The organism is Sinorhizobium chiapasense (assembly GCF_036488675.1).
In the GTDB taxonomy this organism is placed as follows: domain Bacteria; phylum Pseudomonadota; class Alphaproteobacteria; order Rhizobiales; family Rhizobiaceae; genus Sinorhizobium; species Sinorhizobium chiapasense.
Genome location: NZ_CP133148.1, coordinates 2,081,305 through 2,099,504, shown reverse-complemented (window position 1 = coordinate 2,099,504; position 18,200 = coordinate 2,081,305). Strand labels below are relative to the sequence as shown.

At 61.9% G+C, this 18,200-nt stretch carries 18 protein-coding genes and 1 pseudogene; 8 read left to right on the top strand and 11 right to left on the bottom strand.

The annotated features are described in order from the left end of the window. Positions 1-118: 118 nt before the first annotated feature. Together RB548_RS10130 and RB548_RS10125 are read left to right on the top strand one after the other, a co-directional pair. Complete coding sequence (locus RB548_RS10130; protein ID WP_331374793.1) at positions 119-1,882, top strand: adenylate/guanylate cyclase domain-containing protein; 1,764 nt, start codon at positions 119-121, stop codon at positions 1,880-1,882. A 109-nt stretch (positions 1,883-1,991) separates the two neighbouring features. Next, positions 1,992-2,684, top strand: coding sequence for a class I SAM-dependent methyltransferase (locus RB548_RS10125; protein ID WP_331374792.1), 693 nt, complete (start codon positions 1,992-1,994; stop codon positions 2,682-2,684). On the opposite strand, the gene RB548_RS10120 is transcribed toward RB548_RS10125, so the two are convergent. The 6 genes from RB548_RS10120 to RB548_RS10095 all read right to left on the bottom strand — a co-directional run bounded on the left by RB548_RS10120 (position 2,662) and on the right by RB548_RS10095 (position 8,904). Then, the gene (locus RB548_RS10120; RefSeq protein WP_331374929.1) at positions 2,662-3,453 is read right to left on the bottom strand and encodes an ABC transporter ATP-binding protein; all 792 of its coding nucleotides are present in this window, start codon (positions 3,451-3,453) and stop codon (positions 2,662-2,664) included. The genes RB548_RS10125 and RB548_RS10120 overlap by 23 nt on opposite strands. A gap of 8 nt (positions 3,454-3,461) precedes the next feature. Next, positions 3,462-4,496: a FecCD family ABC transporter permease gene (locus tag RB548_RS10115; RefSeq protein ID WP_331374791.1), complete on the bottom strand. Its 1,035-nt coding sequence runs from the start codon at positions 4,494-4,496 to the stop codon at positions 3,462-3,464. Further along, positions 4,493-5,497, bottom strand: a complete 1,005-nt coding sequence (locus RB548_RS10110; protein WP_331374790.1) for a FecCD family ABC transporter permease — start codon at positions 5,495-5,497, stop codon at positions 4,493-4,495. Before RB548_RS10110 ends, RB548_RS10115 begins: the two co-directional genes overlap by 4 nt. 126 nt (positions 5,498-5,623) lie before the next feature. After that, positions 5,624-6,589: an ABC transporter substrate-binding protein gene (locus tag RB548_RS10105; protein ID WP_331374789.1), complete on the bottom strand. Its 966-nt coding sequence runs from the start codon at positions 6,587-6,589 to the stop codon at positions 5,624-5,626. A gap of 374 nt (positions 6,590-6,963) precedes the next feature. Beyond that, a complete protein-coding gene (locus tag RB548_RS10100; protein ID WP_331374788.1) occupies positions 6,964-7,164 on the bottom strand; it encodes a hypothetical protein in 201 nt (66 codons plus the stop codon). A gap of 156 nt (positions 7,165-7,320) precedes the next feature. Next, positions 7,321-8,904, bottom strand: a complete 1,584-nt coding sequence (locus RB548_RS10095) for a Na+/H+ antiporter (protein ID WP_331374787.1) — start codon at positions 8,902-8,904, stop codon at positions 7,321-7,323. A gap of 112 nt (positions 8,905-9,016) precedes the next feature. Here RB548_RS10095 and RB548_RS10090 point away from each other — a divergent pair. Then, positions 9,017-9,334, top strand: a pseudogene (locus RB548_RS10090) (TSUP family transporter); the annotation flags it as partial. 1 nt (position 9,335) lies between these two features. Here RB548_RS10090 and RB548_RS10085 read toward each other — a convergent pair. Then, positions 9,336-9,818, bottom strand: a complete 483-nt coding sequence (locus RB548_RS10085) for a GNAT family N-acetyltransferase (protein ID WP_331374786.1) — start codon at positions 9,816-9,818, stop codon at positions 9,336-9,338. 84 nt (positions 9,819-9,902) lie between these two features. Then, complete coding sequence (locus RB548_RS10080; RefSeq protein ID WP_331374785.1) at positions 9,903-10,127, bottom strand: hypothetical protein; 225 nt, start codon at positions 10,125-10,127, stop codon at positions 9,903-9,905. Here RB548_RS10080 and RB548_RS10075 point away from each other — a divergent pair. The 3 genes from RB548_RS10075 to RB548_RS10065 are packed head-to-tail and all read left to right on the top strand — an operon-like array spanning position 10,126 to position 13,603. After that, positions 10,126-10,947, top strand: a complete 822-nt coding sequence (locus RB548_RS10075; RefSeq protein ID WP_331374784.1) for a sulfurtransferase/chromate resistance protein — start codon at positions 10,126-10,128, stop codon at positions 10,945-10,947. The genes RB548_RS10080 and RB548_RS10075 overlap by 2 nt on opposite strands. Next, on the top strand, positions 10,940-12,355 hold the full coding sequence (gene chrA, locus RB548_RS10070; protein WP_331374783.1) for a chromate efflux transporter: 1,416 nt from the start codon (positions 10,940-10,942) through the stop codon (positions 12,353-12,355). The genes RB548_RS10075 and chrA overlap by 8 nt, the downstream gene beginning before the upstream one ends. A 42-nt stretch (positions 12,356-12,397) precedes the next feature. Then, on the top strand, positions 12,398-13,603 hold the full coding sequence (locus RB548_RS10065) for an MFS transporter (protein WP_331374928.1): 1,206 nt from the start codon (positions 12,398-12,400) through the stop codon (positions 13,601-13,603). Positions 13,604-13,660: 57 nt separating this feature from the next. Here the strand turns inward: RB548_RS10065 and RB548_RS10060 are convergent, their stop codons facing one another. Further along, on the bottom strand, positions 13,661-14,560 hold the full coding sequence (locus RB548_RS10060; protein WP_331374782.1) for a LysR family transcriptional regulator ArgP: 900 nt from the start codon (positions 14,558-14,560) through the stop codon (positions 13,661-13,663). A 99-nt stretch (positions 14,561-14,659) separates the two neighbouring features. Here RB548_RS10060 and RB548_RS10055 point away from each other — a divergent pair, with 99 nt between their 5' ends. Then, entirely contained in the window at positions 14,660-15,268 is a 609-nt protein-coding gene (locus RB548_RS10055; protein ID WP_331374781.1) for a LysE/ArgO family amino acid transporter, read from the top strand. 302 nt (positions 15,269-15,570) lie between these two features. On the opposite strand, the gene RB548_RS10050 is transcribed toward RB548_RS10055, so the two are convergent. Beyond that, positions 15,571-16,224: a hydrolase gene (locus tag RB548_RS10050; protein ID WP_331374780.1), complete on the bottom strand. Its 654-nt coding sequence runs from the start codon at positions 16,222-16,224 to the stop codon at positions 15,571-15,573. Between the two features lie 156 nt (positions 16,225-16,380). Here RB548_RS10050 and RB548_RS10045 point away from each other — a divergent pair, with 156 nt between their 5' ends. Continuing rightward, positions 16,381-17,277, top strand: a complete 897-nt coding sequence (locus RB548_RS10045) for a LysR family transcriptional regulator (protein WP_331374779.1) — start codon at positions 16,381-16,383, stop codon at positions 17,275-17,277. Positions 17,278-17,554: 277 nt separating this feature from the next. Here RB548_RS10045 and RB548_RS10040 read toward each other — a convergent pair whose 3' ends face one another. Beyond that, positions 17,555-18,151, bottom strand: a complete 597-nt coding sequence (locus tag RB548_RS10040) for a TetR/AcrR family transcriptional regulator (RefSeq protein WP_331374778.1) — start codon at positions 18,149-18,151, stop codon at positions 17,555-17,557. Positions 18,152-18,200: the final 49 nt, after the last annotated feature.

Sequence of the window (18,200 nt, the reverse complement as noted above, 5' to 3'; positions counted from 1 at the left end):
GCTCTAGCACTTTGATTCTAGTGCATCTTATCCGCTTTCAGTGATTCCACTTGAAATCGGGATGCTCTAGGATCGCGCTTGGGTGGCCGCTATGATCTCCGCGCGGGAGAGGGGCACGATGAGCGATGATCATGTCGATCGAAGGCTGGCGGCGGTCCTGGCGGCGGACGTCGTCGGTTATTCCCGCATGATGGCAACCGACGAAACCGCCACCCTGGCCGCCCTGAAACATCATCGGCAGTCCGTCTTCAATCCCGCCGTCGCGGGCCATAACGGCCGCCTTGTCAAGCTGATGGGCGACGGAGCACTCGTCCAATTCGACAGTGTTGTTGATGCGGTCAATTGCGCGCTGGCGTTGCAGAACGCCCGAGTCTCCGACGCCCCGCTTCCGGAAATCGTCCTGCGGATCGGGATGAACCTCGGCGATGTCAGGTTCGAGGACGGAGACATCTACGGCGACGGCGTCAATGTTGCAGCTCGACTCGAGCCCTTGGCGGAGCCCGGCGGCATCTGCATCTCCTCGATCGTAAAGGAAAGTATTGTTGGCCGCGTCAACGCCTTGTTCGAGGACAGTGGCGAGGTTCAGCTTAAGAACATCGACCGACCCATCCACATCTGGAAATGGCGTCCGCCTCGGCCGACGGCAGCGAAATCCGCCCTGCCGCTCGAGAAGGTGGACAGTATGCGTCCGTCATTGGCCGTTCTACCCTTCGAGAACATGAGCGGCGACGTCGAGCAGGAGTATTTCGCAGACGGCGTCGTGGAAGACATGATAACGGCACTCAGCCGCTTCCGCTCCTTCGCCGTGATCGCGCGCAATTCCTCGTTCGTCTACAAGGGACGGGCGACCGACGTCCGCCAGGTCGCGCGTGAGCTTGGCGTGCGCTACGTGCTGGAAGGCAGCATTCGAAGGGCTGCCACTCGGCTGCGCATCACGGCGCAGCTCGTCGAGGGTGCCACCGGCGCACATCTCTGGGCCGAGCACTATGATGGATCGACGGAGGATATTTTTGACTTCCAGGATCGCATTACCGAAAGCGTCGTGGCGATAGTCGAACCCCAGATCAAGAGCGCAGAGATCGCCCGTTCACGGAGGGAACGTCCTGAGAGCATCGAGGCGTATGACATCTACCTTCAGACTATGGTGAACTTCTACGTGGACACACCGGAGCGGAACCAAGCCGGCCTCACTCTGATCAACCAGGCGATTGCCCTCGAGCCGAACAACGCCACCTATCTTGCAACGGCAGTCATCCTGCTTATGCAACGTGGCACTCTGGGCTGGAAGCTGTCCGGCGTCGAGGATCCGCAAGCACTCTGCCGGAACTACATCGAACGTGCCCTTTCGCATGGTCACGGCGACGCGACCGTTACCGGAATCTGTGGCAACGCCTTGATCCAGCACCTCAAGGAATACGATCGAGGCTTCGAGCTGGTCCGCAACGCAGTTGCCTTCAACCCCAACAACCTCGACGTGGTCAATTTTGCGGGCGTCGCGAACCTGCACTGCGGCAGCCTTGATGACGCCGTCACCTATTTTCTTCGCGCCGAGCGGCTTAGTCCCAACGGGTTGGGCGCTCATTGGAATCTTACCGGCCTGGCTCATGTCGAGATGGTCCGCGGCAACTATGAAGAGGCCTTGGTCTGGGCGCGCAAATCCATGGCGGCGAATGCCGAATATGCCCCGTGCTTCTGGATGCTGATCGCCGCGAATGCGCGGCTCGGCCGGATGGAGGAGGCCCGGCGGCACCTCGCCAACCTGCTCGCGATCTCGCCCGAGGTCACCGTCGCCAGCATTCGCGCAGGCCAGGCCGCCAAGATTCCCGGCCGTATCGAACCCATCCTCGAAGGATTGCTGCTCGCAGGCATGCCGGACGCATGAAATGGAATGCTCCGGACGCCGACCTTTGCATCCTTCAATTTGGTCTACCCACATCGCTCCGGGGAGCCTATGAGACTGGCCGGGTGTGAATCGCATCGGAGAGGATCATATGAGCCGAGACGCCAAGACCATCGCCACCTGGTATGTCGACCCGGATGCCGAGGACCACATGTCGGACGGGCATGCGCCGATCTGGCGACATCTCATTGACCTCATTCTCGAACGCGACCTTTCGGAAAAGAGCGTTCTCGATTTCGGCTGCAATCAGGGCGGTCTGTTGCGCCACCTCTACGCCATCCGGCCTTTCCGCAAGGCGCTCGGCATCGACATCGCGGAGCAGTCGATCGCAAAGGCCGAAGCCTTCAAGGGCAATATTCCCGTGCAGCACACGGTCGGCCAATCGCTCGAAGGCTGGATCGAGGAGTTCGATTTGGCGATCAGCCATGAGGTCGTCTACCTGGTCAAGGACATCGACGCCCACGCCGCGGATATATTCAAGGCGCTGAAGCCCGGCGGCGTCTATTATGCCGTGACCGGTTGCCATACGGACAATCCGCTGTGGCCGAAGTGGCGCGAACTCGTCGCGAAGCGCACGAACACCGTCGTCCAGGATCGTTCGATTACGGATTATGCGCGGGCCTTCGCCAACGCGGGCTTCGAAGTGTCTGGCCGAAAACTCGAGTACGGCGGCTTCATCCCGTTCGTCGAGGACGGGTGGACGCCGGATTTTGCCGATGCGCTCGAATACTACACTGGGACCAAGACCGTGTTCCGCCTCGTCAAGCGTCGGAATGCCTCGTAAGCTCGACGTCGAAGTGGGGCGGCTTGCCGGGGGCGACTTCGACGAACCGTCCCTTGACCCGGAAGGTTTTTTCGATCAGTCCGCTTTCGGCGAGCGCCCTCGGCTCGCCATTGAAGCGTAGCTCGCCCCTCTCGAGCAGCGATATGCGGTCGCTGACGGCGATCGCCTGATTTATGTCGTGGATCGCCATGACGATCGTCACGCCCCTTTCCCGACTGAGCCGGTGCACGAGGTCCAGGACCTCCACCTGATAACCGATATCGAGGAAGGAGGTCGGCTCGTCGAGCAACAGGATGCCAGCCTCCTGGGCGAGCGCCGCGGATATCCATGCCCGTTGCCGCTCACCGCCGGAAAGCTCCTGCAGCGTTCGATCTGCGAGGCTCGTGAGGCCGGTGCTTTCGAGCGCCCATTCTATGGCTTCTTCGTCCTTGCGATCATAAGAGCGGAACAGCCCGACATGGGGGAAGCGCCCCTGCCGCACGAGTTGCGCGATGGTCATCTCGTCCGGCGCAGAGGGTTGCTGTGGCAGGAAGGCGAGCTTCTTCGCTATGGCGCGCCGCGACATGGAGGCTACGGCGACGCCCTCGATGGAGGTTTGCCCCGCAGCGGGTGTGATCAATCCCGCGAGCGCCTGCAGCGCCGTGCTCTTGCCTGATCCGTTCGGGCCGATCAGGGCGCGTATCTCGCCCTTCTCCAGAGAGAGCGTGAAGCCGTTCAACGCCTTCCGGCGACCGTAGAGAACCGTCAGTGGCGAGCAGGAGAGGGGCATGGGCAAACTCAAGGGACCTTTCTGAGCAGCGCGATCAATATCGGCACGCCGACAATGGCTGTGACCACGCCGATCGGCACTTCCTCGGCGCGCCCGACCAGGCGACCGATGAGGTCGCCAAGCGTCACGATCACCGCCCCGAGGACGGTCGTCAGCGGCAGCACCAGCGGGAAATGCCGCCCGGCGAGGAAGCGCGCCAGGTGCGGCACGATGAGGCCGACGAACACGATCGGGCCGATCGCGCCGACGGCACTTGCGGCAAGCGCGCAGGACACCAGAAGAACGAGCGAGAACTGCTTGCGGTAGGACAGACCGAAAGAGCGGGCGAGGGCCGCATCGAACTGCAGGAGGATCAGCGGCCGGTAGATCAGGGGGAGGGCGGCGAGGCCCGCGACCGTGAACGGCAGCAGGAAAATCGCGTGGTCCCAGGTGCGCGCGTAGAGGCTGCCGGAGAGCCATTCGAGGATGATTTCGATGCGTGCCGAACCCCAGCCAGCAATCAAACCGATAGCCAGGGCGTGCAGCACCGCGCCGATCGCGATGCCGCAGAGCGTAATCCTGAGCGGGCTGAGATCGAGTCGGAACGCCATCAGGTAGATAAGGCCGCCCGCCGCCATTCCGCCCACCAATCCGGCGGTCGGCAGCCATCCGATGGGCAGCTCCGCCAGAGTGTTCGAGCCGGGATTGAAGATGTAGACGGTGAACAGAAGAAAGGTGGTGACAGTCAGCGTCGCGCCCTGGGAGACGCCCATGAGCGACGGGTCGGCCAGCGGATTGCGGGTGATGGTCTGAAGCAGAAGACCGGCCACGGCGAACTGGATTCCGGCGAGGATGCCGGTAACGATCCGCGGCAGACGGATATCGAGGATGATGGACCGGGCTTCCGGCGATCCGCCTCCGGTCAGGACCGACATGACGTCATCCGCCGGGATATCGACGACGCCCAGGAAAACGGCGGCGACGAAGGATAGCAGGACCAGCAGAAAGGCGGCGGGCAGGAGCCACGGCTTCGGCTGCGCAACGGCAGGCACATTCGACGTCATGCGCCTTCTCCCTTGAAGTCGAGACGCCCCCGCTGGATGAGGTAGACGAAGATCGGGCCGCCGAGGAGCGCGGTCATGATGCCGACAGGGATTTCCTTCGGGATGGCGATCGTTCTGCCGATCAGGTCCGCCGATGTCACGATCAATGAGCCGATGGCCGCCGAAAGCGCGATTTCCCAGGCCGTTCCGCGGGGCCGCAGAAGGCGCGCAATATGCGGAGCCGCCAGCCCGACGAAGGCGACGGGTCCGGAGACCGGCGCGACGCCGGCCACGGGACAGATGCCGAGCACAAGCAGAACCGGTTTCCACAGGTTAAGCTGCACACCCATCCCGGCGGCAGCATGGTCGCTCAGCGAAAACATCGCCACGACCCGATGCAGCAACAGAGCCCCGCCCACGCCGACGGCGACCCAAGGCAATATGTGGAGGACGTGCGACCAGCTCCTGCCGGCGAAACCGCCCGATATCCAGAACATGAGGGCGGTCGATTGCGGCCCCGCGAGAAGCAGGACGTAGATGGTTATTGCGCCCAGGAAGAGGGAGACGCTGAGACCACCAAGAGCCAGATGAAGCGGACGGCCATTGCCGCCCCGCGCGACCCAAAAGGTCACCGACGCTGCGGCAAGCCCTCCGGCAAGGCCGACAAACGGGTAGTAGAGCGAGGAAAACCAGGGCAGCAGAACGAAGCAAGCGACGATCGGCGCGATCGCTCCTGCGGTAACGCCCGTGATGCCGGGATCGGCAAGCGGATTGCGGGTCAACGCCTGCAGCAGGTAGCCCGAGACGGCGAGGCCGGCCCCCGCGACCGCAGCGGCGAGGCTGCGCGGAAGCCTCAGCGTCCAGATGAGGATGGAGTCGATCTTCCCGTCCGGAGCGAAGAGGACGCGCAAGGCGGTCTCGATCGAGAGCGTCTTGGCGCCGGGCAACAGCCCGACGACCATGACCAGCAAGGTCGCGACGACGACGAAAGCGATGGCTATAGAGGATTTCCGTGCGTCCATCGTCGTCGCGGCCGGTTGTTCCTTAGAGCAATTCCAGGAAAAGTGTGTAACGGTTTTCCATCCGGAATTGCGTAGATTCAAAGGGTTAGATCATTTCACTGTTTCAATGAAACTGTGAAATGAGATCTAGTTCTGGACTTGAGCCGGAATGATCCTGGCGGCTTCCGCCTTGACATCGACCGCCGGGAATACGTCGGGATAGAGGTAATGGGCGGCCTCGCGCAGAACGATCTCGCGGGCGATCGGACCATTCGTCTCGACCCACTGGTCGCCGACATAGAAGACCCGCTTGTTCCTGACTGCCGTCAGTTCCTGCCAGATCGGGTTGTTTTCATGCGGGCGGTCCGGTCCGGAGTCATAGATGAACAGGACTTCCGGGTCCTTCTCGAGCATGGTTTCCAGGCTGAGATCGACGCCGAACTCGCCGCCCGGTGTCATGGCCCCGGCAATGTTGTCGCCGCCGATGGCGTTGACGATGGAGGCTGAGGTATTTTCGTTGTGGAATGCAAACGGCGTCTCGCCGCCCCACATGATTGCAAAACGCGGATGCACGTTCTTCGGGGCCTTTGCCGCGAATTCGGCCAGGTGCTCGCGGAATTCCTTGTTCAGCTCAACGCCGCGCTCGGGATTGCCGAGGATCTTGGAAAGCTCGGCGATCTCCCTGTCGCTGCCATCCAGAAGTTCCATGTTGTAGGCAACATAGGGCGCGATCTTTTCGAGCTGCGGTGCGTTGCCGACAGTGTAACGCCGGATGGCGACGATGAGATCGGGTTTCGCTTCCGACAGGAGTTCAAGGTTCGGCTTTGCACGCTGGCCGATCTGCTTCATGTCCCTGGTCAGACCGAGCAGGAATTCCGGCTCGCGGCCCGCCGTCATGTAGGTGCTGGCAACCGGCTTGATACCGAGCGCCAAGGCGACGTCGTCGGCGAAATAGGAAATCGAGGCAATCCGCTTCGGCTGGACCGGAACCTCGACCTTGACGCCCCGGTCATCGGTAATCGTCAGCGTCTTCGCGTCCTCAGCATGAACGGTGCCGGCCGCCAGAACGGCCAGAAACCCGAATACGGTTGCGATTTTGCGTGCACTCTCCATGGTATACCCCCTCAGATGAATCTCGCCCTCCGCTTTAGTCTGTTAAGAGGAGTATCGCAATCAACTTTTAGCCTTCCGGTGGAGAAGTGAGGAGGTCATGACCGTTTCGGGCCTACGGTCAGAAATGTCTGAAATAGAATGCTGGACTCGATCGCCATTTCCCGAAATGTCCGCTCCGCGGGTGATGCAGCAGCGGCCATCTACCTTGAAGATTCACCGGATCTTGCTGCGCAAATTGCTTGCCGGAGCGTGCCGCTCGCTCCTGAAATAAGCGCTCGACTGCAAGGCGACCGCCTTGGGCCAAGACCCGTCGTCTGCGCTCGTCCGGAAGTCGCCAATTGCGGTCATTACGCTATTGCTCGATCTAAGTGTAGTTACTGTGGGTTTATGAGGTCGTCAGGGTCGAAAATGTATCCGCCGCTAAGATTTTGCTGTGCGCACTTTGAATGAGCCCAAAAAGATTGGATAGGTTGATTTTCTCCCGAAAACCAAAGATTTGAAATCTCAATCGCCACCGCTTTGACGTCGTGTTCTTCGATAGTCTGCTTGCAAAACCAGCAACTGAAATCACTCATTTCCTACTCCGTTCAACGCCATTGAAGTTGCGTAAGTTCGGATATCACTTTCTGGATTTAGGGCAATCGGAAGTCCGCTTCGGGCCGAGACCCGTCGTCGGCGCTCGTCCGAATGCGCCAGAAGCGGACATCGAGGCTTGTTCCCTCAGGTCGAATTTACGCTTTCGCCGATATCGCGCTCAACTCTTCGAGGTCGAGATCGCGCTCCAGTTCACGCAAAGTCTCGTCATCGATATCGCCGGCGCGATGGAGGCGGATAAGTTCCCGGCGTCCCGTCGCCACGGCCTCCAGGACGACGTCGAAATGGGCATGAAGCGTCGGAGCGTAATCCTCGGTGCGCTCCGCGTAGTCGACGATTACGACCGCTCTGCGCTTATATCTTTCCAGCAATTGAGGATGAATAAGGTTTCCGTCAACGTCGTATGCCAAGCTTTGAATGGTGGCCAATTGGGCCTGCGCCATGGCGGCCTCTGCCTGGCTCATGGTCAGGCGAGCGCGTTCCGAATCCGGCTCCGTCAACCCTGCCCAAGCGATTACACGCCCGAGCGTCGTACCCTGCACGAGCACCGTTCCGACAATGACCGCAAACGCCGTGACCAGAATGAAGTCGCGACCCGGAAAGCCTTCCGGCAAGCTAAGTGCCAAGGCAAGGGTGACCACGCCGCGGACGCCCACCCAACTCAGGACGATCGCGCCACCAGCTCCAAGAGGCGGTGTTCGCGCAAACCCCAGCCTGTTGCATAGGTTGATGACGAGGTCCGAGGCGAGCACCCAGATGAAGCGTGCGACGACCAGAGTCGCCAGAATCGCGAGGATCGGCAGCCCCATGGTTGCAACCACGGTGCCGAAGCCGCCGCCGCGCTCAACGACGTCCCGTAAGGACAGCCCAATCAAAATGAAAACCGCAGCTTCCATGAGGAAGATTACCACCGTCCAAAAAGCTGATCCCCGCATCCGCGTTGCGGCCGAAAGCACGGTATGCTGATGCCATGTCGCGATCAGGCCCGTCGTCACCGTGGCGATGACACCGGAAACATGAAGCTGCTCTGCGATCAGATAGGAAATCCAGGCCAGGAGCGTCGTGGCAGCGATGATGAGATATTGATCACCCAGCAGCCGGACGAACCTGACCCAAACTGTTCCGACTATGCCGCCTACAATTGCCCCGCCGACCGCAAGAAGGAAGAAGTTACCTGCTGCCTCGACCGCACTGAAGGTTCCGGTCGCGGCTGCGGCAACGGCCAAACGGAAGAGTACCAGACCGCTTGCATCATTCAGCAGACTTTCTCCTTCCAACAGAATCTGAAGCCGGCGTGGAAGCCTTACCCGTTCCAGCACGGCGCGTGCCGAGACGGCGTCGGGCGGCGATACGATCGCCCCGAGCGCCGCGCACGCGGCCCAGGGAAGTGATGGAAAGATGAGATGCGCCACGACCGCTACGACGGCACAGGTAAAGAAGACCGCACCGACAGCAAGGGAGGCAATGCCGAGGATGTGGCGCCGGAGCCGCTGGACGGCGATCGACCAGGCACCGTCCAGCAGCAACGGCGGCAAGAAGATGACGAGAACCAACCCGGGGTCGACTGTGATTGCGGGTAGGCCCGGCAGGAAGGCAAGTAGCGCACCGCCGGCGAGCAGTGCGACCGCGGGCGGCAGCCCCAGTCTGTGAGCGGCGTAGTGTAGCGCTATGATCGCGAGGAACATCGCGATCACCAGTTCAAAGAAATGCGTACCGTCCATGCTTGCCCCCAAGCAGACCTTCGCTTGCAATCGGCATCAAAGGACGCATCCCGCATAAACGCAACCTGCAAAAGATTGCTCGGGCGGCGAGAGACTACAGCGCCGAGCGGGAGGCGGGAAGGAGACAAGCCGTCCGCGTTCGTCACCGAAGGCGATCGCCGCCGGTCTCACATCGGGAATCACCACCATGGTCGCGCATTCGGGCGGACCGCCGCTGGCGATGTATTTGCTGCCACTGGGCCTTAGCAAGGAAATCTATGCGGGAACGACGAGTCTGTTCTTCACTGTCGGAAACGCAACGAAGGCGTTGCCGCGGCTGCAGCTGGTGAAACCGGCGGGCAACGACTGGACACTGATGGCGACTTGCCGCATCGCCATTCCCACCGGGGTATGGCTTGGCTGGCGGCTTGCCGCCTGTCTGAAGCGTAGAGTCACAGCGTTCGGTACATCACCAACGCGTCGACATAGCCCTTTGCGGGATGCAGGAATGCACCCGGAAGGTGTCCCACTTCCTCAAATCCGAGTGATTTCCATAAACGCACAGCGCGTTCATTTGTACTGATCACAAAATTGAACTGCATGGCACGGAAACCCCGTTCTCTTGCGCGGTTGAGCGAATGCGCATGCATCTCTCTCGCCACACCACGCCCGACGGCAGACGGATCAGTCATGTACCCACAATTGCAAACATGGCTGCCACCACCGGCCTGATTTGCCCTGATATAATACGTACCGACGACCGCTCCATTCTCTTCGGCGACAAATGTCTCGCGATCCTTGCCGAGCCAGTAGGCGAGCGCTTCATCCCTACTCAAATTGCGGTCCAGTGCGTACGTCTCTCCCGCCCTTATGACGGGGCCAATGATCCGCCAAATGGCATCTTGATCCAGATCGGACGCTCGACGGATTTCCATCCTGCAAATATAAGGGTGAATGAATACTTCTGGCAACGCTCAGGGCAACAGCAAAACGCGACCGCATGGCGTGCCAAAATGCGGTCACCCGAGAAGTCGCGACTTCGCCCCTGCGGCCACTTCGCGCGTCAGGTCCACATGCCGGTCAGCGCCGCCGCCTTGGTCATTCATGCGCTGACGGACCGGTCGATCCGCCTTGACAGCTCCGGTCAAAGCGAGCAAAAGATCGCGCATGGGGTCGCGATCACCCCACGAGGCGACAGCCGAAGTATCGCGTCCATTCAACCGCTCACCCGGAGGACGCGCCATGTCGTCACTTCTTGAAATTTCTCCTGACAAACTCGCCCGCCTGATAGGCACCCCGAAATGCCCTGCGCTCATCGACGTCCGCATCGACGAGGACTTCGAGGTTGACCCGCGCCTGGTGCCGGGATCGGTCCGGCGCGACTATCGCAGCGTGCAGGACTGGGCTGCGGAGATCGATAGCGACGCCGCCGTCGTCATCTGCCATCGCGGCAAGAAGCTCAGCTATGGCGTTGCCGCCTGGCTTCGCAACTATGGCATTGCCGCCGAGGTGCTCGAGGGCGGTTTCGAGGCCTGGGCAGCGGGCGGCCATCCGGCCGTGCCGGTATCCGCCATACCGGAGCGGGATGCCGGCGGACGCACTGTCTGGGTGACGCGGGCGCGGCCGAAGATCGACCGCATTGCCTGCCCCTGGCTGATCCGCCGTTTTGTCGATCCGCGGGCGGTTTTCCTGTACGTGTCGCCTTCCGAGGTCGAGATGGTCGGCGAACGTTTCGCCGCAACCCCCTTCGACATTGATGCGCCCATCCGCTGGAGCCACAGGGGCGAGCTTTGCACCTTCGACGTGATGGTCGAGGAATTCGGTCTTGCGACGGAACCGATGCTGCGGCTGGCGACGATCGTGCGCGGCGCGGACACAGCCCGCCTCGATCTCGCTCCGGAAGCCCCGGGCCTGCTTGCCGCATCGCTTGGCCTGTCGCGGATGTATGCCGACGACCTCGAGCAGCTCGAGGCAGGCATGCTGCTCTATGACGCCTTCTACCGTTGGTGCCGCGATGCGACCGACGAAACGCACAACTGGCCGTCGCCGAAAAAGGATGCCTGAGATGACCGATACCGCCGACGAGGCCGCGCCGGATACGGCGCGGCAGCCGTACAACCACGGCATCCCGTTCAGCGAAGGCGTCCGGGTCTGGCTGAGGGTGGCGGCCCTGAGCTTCGGCGGCCCGGCCGGGCAGATCGCAGTGATGCACCGCATCCTCGTTGATGAGAAGCGCTGGATCGGCGAGCACCGCTTCCTGCATGCCCTGAACTACTGCATGCTGCTGCCCGGACCGGAAGCGCAGCAGCTCGCCGTCTATATCGGCTGGCTGCTTCACCGAACCGCCGGCGGCCTCGTCGCCGGGACGCTCTTCGTGCTGCCGGGTTTTCTCGCGATCCTGGGCTTAAGCTACATCTACGCCGCCTTCGGCAATGTCACCGTGGTCGAGGGCCTGTTCTTCGGCCTGAAGGCGGCGGTGCTCGCCGTCGTCGTCCAGGCCGTCTTCCGGATCGGCGGCAGGGCGCTCAAGAACCGGCTGATGATCGGAATCGCCGCGGCGGCCTTCATCGCCATCTTCTTCTTCCGCGTGCCATTTCCGCTGATCATCCTCGCCGCAGGCATCATTGGCTATGTCGGCGGCCGTTCCGGTTCGCCGCTTTTCAGGGTCGGCGGCGGTCACAAGGCGGGGACCGGTCCGATCCTCAAGGACGAGGACTCGGTTCTCGGCGAGGAGACCCCGGCCCATGCCCGCCCGAACCTCGCCTGGTCGCTGCGGGTGTCGGCGGTGTTCCTTGCGCTCTGGTTCGTGCCGCTGGCGCTCATCACGGCCTTTCTCGGCGTCGACGACGTCTTCACCCAGATCGGCATGTTTTTCAGCAAGATGGCGGTCGTCACCTTCGGCGGAGCCTATGCGGTGCTTGCCTATGTCGCACAGGAGGCGGTCCAGCATTACGGCTGGCTGGAACCCGGCGAGATGCTCGACGGTCTCGGCATGGCCGAGACGACGCCTGGCCCGCTGATCATGGTGGTACAGTTCGTCGGCTTCATGGGAGCCTACCGCGATCCCGGATCGCTGAACCCGATGACGGCGGCGACGCTCGCGGCGATCCTGACGACGTGGGTGACCTTCGTTCCCTGCTTCCTGTGGATCTTTCTGGGAGCGCCGTTCATCGAACGGCTGCGCAACAACGTGGCGCTCACCGGCGCGATGTCGGCGATCACCGCCGCCGTCGTCGGGGTGATCCTCAACCTTGCCGTCTGGTTCGGCCTGCACACGCTGTTTGCGGAGGTCGTGGCGTGGAACATCGGACGGTTCTCGCTCGATGTGCCTGTACTGAGTTCGCTGGTTCTGCCGTCGCTCGGGCTGACGGTGGCCGCAGGGGTTGCGATCTTCCGGTTCCGCGCGTCGGTCATCGCGACGCTGCTCGCCTGCGCGGTCGCCGGTATGATCTGGACGCTCTTGATGTCGTAGACGTCAAAGCTGAGCGCAGGAGGGCGCTGGGCGATGGAAATCGTGAGATCAGTGCAAAGCACCCATCCGGCGACATATCTTTTCGGAGCGCGCGCTCTACGTGACTTCGGCGACGGCTTCGTCGCGATCCTGTTGCCGGTCTATCTGCTCGCTCTCGGATTTTCGCCGCTGCAGGTCGGCATCATCGCGACGGCATCGCTCTTCGGCTCCGCGCTCCTGACGAGTGCCGTCGGGTTCCTCGGCGCGCGCCACGATCTTCGCCGGATGCTTCTGGCTGCCGCGAGCCTGATGACGTCGACGGGCGTCGCCATGTCCCTGGTACACGATTACTGGCTGCTGCTGGTCGTCGCATTTGCCGGCACGATCAACCCCTCGGCCGGCAGCGTCAGTGTCTTCGTGCCGCTGGAGCACGCGGCGCTTACCCGCGAAGTGAGCGATGCGGAGCGAACGAGGATGTTTGCGCGCTACAGCCTCGTCGGGGCGCTCGCGAGCGCCGCGGGTGCGCTCGCGAGCGCGTCGCCGGATTTCTCAACCGTCATGGGGCTCGACCGACTGACCGCAATCAAACTGATGTTCGTGCTCTACGCATTCCTGGGCATTGCCGGCGGCCTTCTCTATGCCCGCATACCAAAGCGTATCGTTAGCCACGAATCTGCGAAGACCGCCGCGCTCGGTCCCTCTCGCGCCATCGTTCTGAAGCTCGCAGCCCTGTTCAGCCTCGATGCCTTCGCCGGCGGCTTCGTCGTCCAGTCGCTGCTCGCGCTGTGGCTGTTCGAGCGGTTCGATCTGTCGCTCGCGCAAGCCGGGGTGTTCTTCTTCTGGTCGGGCGTGCTGTCGGCGTTCTCGTTTCCTGTCGCCGCATGGCTGTCACGGCGCGTGGGCCTGATCAACACGATGGTGTTCACCCACATCCCGTCGAGCATTGCCCTCCTGCTGGCGGCTTTTGCGCCCACCTTGCCCCTTGTGCTGGCCCTGCTGCTGGTCCGGGCGGCGCTGTCGCAGATGGATGTGCCGACGCGCTCCTCTTATGTGATGGCCGTTGTCACGGAGGCGGAGCGGGCCGCGGCCGCGAGCTTCACATCCGTGCCGCGCAGTCTGGCCGCGGCAGCCAGCCCCGCCCTGGCGGGAGCGCTCTTTGCGGCATCCTATCGATCTTCGCCCCTCGTCATCTGTGCTGCGCTGAAGATCACCTACGACCTTCTGTTGTTACAGCAGTTTCGGCAGCTCAAACCACCCGAGGAACGGTAGGCCGTCCGAGGGTCAATACCGTGGCACTCGCTTGCCTGAACGAGCGACGTTGCGGGATCACCCGAGGAGCCGCGATTTCGCTGTGGCGACCACCTCGCGCGTCAGGTCCACCAGCCGGTCGGCGGCGAGGCGGTTGATCTGCCAGAAGAGCGGCACGTCGAGCGGGGTATGGGGGATGAGTTCGACGAGCCGCCCGGAAGCCAGGTGCTCTCCTGCGAGGAGGGCAGGGTTCATGCACCAGCCCATGCCGGGGAGGCTCGCCTCGAGAAAACTCTGCGTCGACGGCAGCCAATGGGTGGGATAGGCAAGGTCCTGTCCGAAGGCCTGACGAATCCAGCGGCTTTGCAGCCTGTCTTTCTGGTTGAAGGTCAGCGCGGGCGCGCGCCCGATCGCCTCGGCTGTCACGCCATCAGCGAAATATTTCGCCATGAATTCGGGGCTTGCCGTTGCATGATAGCGCAGAGCTCCGAGTGACGTGCGCCGGCAGCCCGCGATCGGCTTTTCGAGGCTGGTGACAGCGGCGAGCACGCGGCCGCGTTGGAGCCATTCGGCCGTATGGTCTTGGTCATCGATGGCAACGTTCAGGAGATAGGGGGATCGCCTGGAGAAATTCGATATGGCGGGCAGGAACCATGTTCCAAGGCTATCGGCATTGGTCGCAATGTGAAACGTCACGTGCTCGCGCGGCTTGTCAGGATCGGCAAGCGACGGAAGATGCTCCATCAGTTCGCCTTCCAGCATGCCGACATTCTCCATGTGGCGGCAGAGCCAGGCTCCCTTCTCGGTGGCCGTGCACGGGTTTCCCCGGACGATCAGAACTACGCCGAGGCGTTCTTCAAGCTGCTTCACGCGCTGGGAGATGGCCGAGGGGGTGACGTTCAATGCGGCTGCCGCCTTTTCGAAGCTGCCGGTCTGGACGACGGTCGCGACGGCGTGAAGCGCCGGGTAATCGAGCATGCCATTAGCTCTTCTTAATCGGGATTATCTGAATTAATTATCCTAACTCCCCGGTCTCCGCTAGAGAAATGCCGACTCGTTCGCGGAGCATTCGCCAGCATGAACCTTCCGATTTATATGACCGGCCTGATGATGGGCCTGAGCCTGATCGTCGCAATCGGTGCGCAGAATGCCTTCGTTCTGCGCCAGGGATTGCGGCGCGAGCATGTGTTCGCCGTGTGCCTTACTTGCGGCGTCTCCGATGCCATCCTGATCCTGTTGGGCGTTACCAGCCTGCGGCAAATTGCGGCCATGCTGCCCTGGCTTGACCCCGCCATGCGGTTTGGCGGAGCCGCCTTTCTCATCTGGTATGGTGCGAAAAGCCTCCGTTCCGCCGTTCGATCTTCCGGAGCCCTGACGGTCGGGGAAGAGGTCTCTTCAAGGTTCTGGCCGACTTTTGCGACCTGCCTTGCGCTCACCTGGCTCAATCCGCATGTCTATCTGGATACGGTCGTCCTTCTCGGCACCATTGCGACCCGCTTTCCGGGCGAGGAGATGCTGTTCGCCGCCGGTGCCATGTCGGCTTCGTTCCTGTTCTTTTTCGCGCTTGGCTACGGTGCCAAGTGGCTGCGCCCGATTTTCTCGCGGCCGTCGGCATGGCGGGTGCTGGATACCGCCATCGCCGCCGTCATGTGGATGATCGCCTACAGGCTGTTGAGCGGGATGTAGTACCGCACGTCCGCTGTTCCGTTGACCTCAGATCCTGAAGCAGTTTCAGGAAAAGCGTGTAATGGTTTTCCGCCCGGAATTGCGTCATTTCAAAGAGTTATATCGTTTCAGTGTTTCACTGGAACACCAAAACGATCCAGGGTCACGACCCATAAATGAGCGACAGCGTAAGTGTTGGATGACAGCTTTCGGCCCAAACGAGACATCGAGCCTTCGCATCCAGCGAATGGGGATGACGAGTATGGATAAGCGATGCACTGTTCGCATCGCCTCGTCCAAGGTCTTCGTCATCCCCGCTCAGATCAGCCTGCGTTGCTCGGTACCGGTGTGTTGAGCAGTTGCTGCTCCCACAGGAACGCGATGCCGCTACCGCCGAAGTGCTGGATGAGAATCTCGGTCAGCTCCTCGACATGCTCGGTGCGCGCCCAATCGCGTTGCCATTCGCCAGCGAGCGCCATCACGGTCATCACGTTCGCGCCAGCCGCGATCATTCGCTGGATGGCAACTTCGTGAGACTCCTTCGAAATCCCGCCCGACGCGTCGGTGATCACGGTCACGTCCCAGCCTTCGCCAAGGGCCTGGATCACAGGCATTGCGACGCAAACCTCGGTCCACAGGCCGGCGATGATCAGTTGTTTGCGGCCGGTCGCCTTGACGACGTTCACCACATTCTCGTCCTGCCAGGTGTTCACCCAGGTGCGATCGATGACTTCCTGGTCCGGAAATACGTCGGTGATCTGCTTAAAGAGAAGTCCACCGCGCGCCGCGATCACGCTGGTGAGAATGGTCGGAACATTGAAAGCTTTTGCTAGCTTCGCCAGCGCGGTCGTGTTGTTGACCACCATGTGCGGATCGTGGCTGTTGAGGTTTGCGAGCTGGTAGGGCTGATGGTCGATCAAAACGAGGACCGAATCTTCGGGACGGAGAAGCGAAGCAAGGCCGTTACGAAAGGTCATGGATAAATCCTCTGCTGCCGTTTTGTGTGAGATCGGTTTACCGGCAGACATGCGCTGACAGCGCGCGCCGCCTGCGAAACGAACACTGTCATTCCCGTTTGTAATACGGTAGCCTCGCTTTGTGCCAAGCTGTGTCGCGGAATGGGGAACGCCGAATTGGATATCGAGGACCTGCGGACATTCGTGGAAGTGGCCGATGCCGGGGGTGTTTCGCCCGCCGCGCGGCGGCTCGGCGTCTCCAAGTCAATGGTCAGTCGGCGGCTCGCCCGGCTTGAAGCGGAACTTGGCGTCCAGCTTCTTGCACGAACGACCCGCGGCGCGGCTCTCACAGAGGCCGGGATCACATTTCGGGACCATGCGGCAAGGGTCTGTGCCGAGATCGACGTGGCCAGGGAAACGATCCTACCCGCCGGTGACCTTTGCGGCCGCTTGAGAATTGCCGTGCCGCTTTCCTTTGGCCCGACCCACTTCGCTCCCGTGCTCGCGGACATGGCGCGACGGCACCCCCAGCTCCACATCCATGCGTCCTACAGCGACCGTTTCGTTGATCTCGTCTCGGAAGGCTTTGATTGCGCTATCCGGGTTGGCTATCTGCAGGACTCCAACATGATCGCAAGACGCGTCGGTCCGCTTTACGGAAGGCTGGTCGCAAGCCCGGACTATATAAGAACGCATGGTTCCCCCGAGACGCCGGAGGAACTCGTCGCCCACCAGGCCCTGATGCAAGGGACGGAAGCCTGGCAATTCATGGATGGCGACGAGATCATTACGGTTCATCCACGGGGACGCTTCAAGGCCGACAACGCTCTGGCTCTCGCCGCCGCCGCATTGGCAGGGGTTGGCATAGCTTGGATCCCCGATGGCGTAACCCATGATCATGTAGCGTCCGGCGCGCTGGTTCCGGTCATGACACGCTATCCCCCGCCTCCGGCAGGCATATATGTCATCCGCCCGCCGGGGCAGTTTCCCGCAAGGAAGGTACGTGTCCTTACCGAAATGCTGATCGAGTGTTTCGAACAAGCTCCGGCACCTGTAGGCGGCGCAGGCTGGTAGGGTACTACCGGCGCGAAGCCTGGAACGTCTCGCCCTATGTCACCGCACCGGGTGACCGCTCTTGGCGCAAAGCGGGCGTCGCGGATCTTCCAGCTTCCATCAGCCACGCCTTCGTGACTCAGTGCGGCAGGAGGATTTACCAATGTCTGACCAATTCCGGCTGACCGAGACGCAGCTCAAGCGTATCGCGCACCACTTCCCAAAGTCGCGTGGTGTCGAGCGCGTGTGATCAGCAGGACAACACGTCATCCGCTATGGAATTGCAGCTGCGACCTTCCTATTGCCCGGCGGCGGCAGTCAGCGCGTGCGCGGTTCGCCGCAGGAGCGGAATGGCTTCGCCCGCTTCAAGAACCTGCGAACTGACGAATGCGCCGTTGACAAGCAATGCGAGCTGACCGGCAAGCTCGTCCGGGCGGCCGACGCCAAGCCGCTCCGCGATCCCCTTCAGCCGACGCCGCATTTCACGCTTGTGGGCTGCCGCGACCTTGCGCGCCGGGTGGTCGGCTTCCGGGAACTCCGCGGCAACGTTGATCTGCGGGCAACCGCGATAGTTCCGCCGCCCGACCCGCTCGCCGATCCATTCCAGATGCGCGTCGAGCTCCGCTCGCGCGTCATCCTTGTACTTTTCAGCCACGCGGTCCCATGTACTCCAGAAATCCTGGTCCTCGCGTGCGAGGAAGGCGGCGACGAGATCGTCCTTCGTGCCGAAATGCCGATAGAGGCTGGTCTTGGCGACGCCGGCCTGCTCGACCACCAGATCAACTCCGACGGCCCGCACGCCCCGTGTGTAAAAGAGTGTCGACGCCGTTTCGAGGATCCGGTCCCGCACGTCGACGGCATCGTGGTCGTTCGCTTTGGCCGCGCTTTTCGTCATCGCTTACCTCCAATGCCGGCAAGCTACAGCGCCGTGGGTCTTTTTCAGA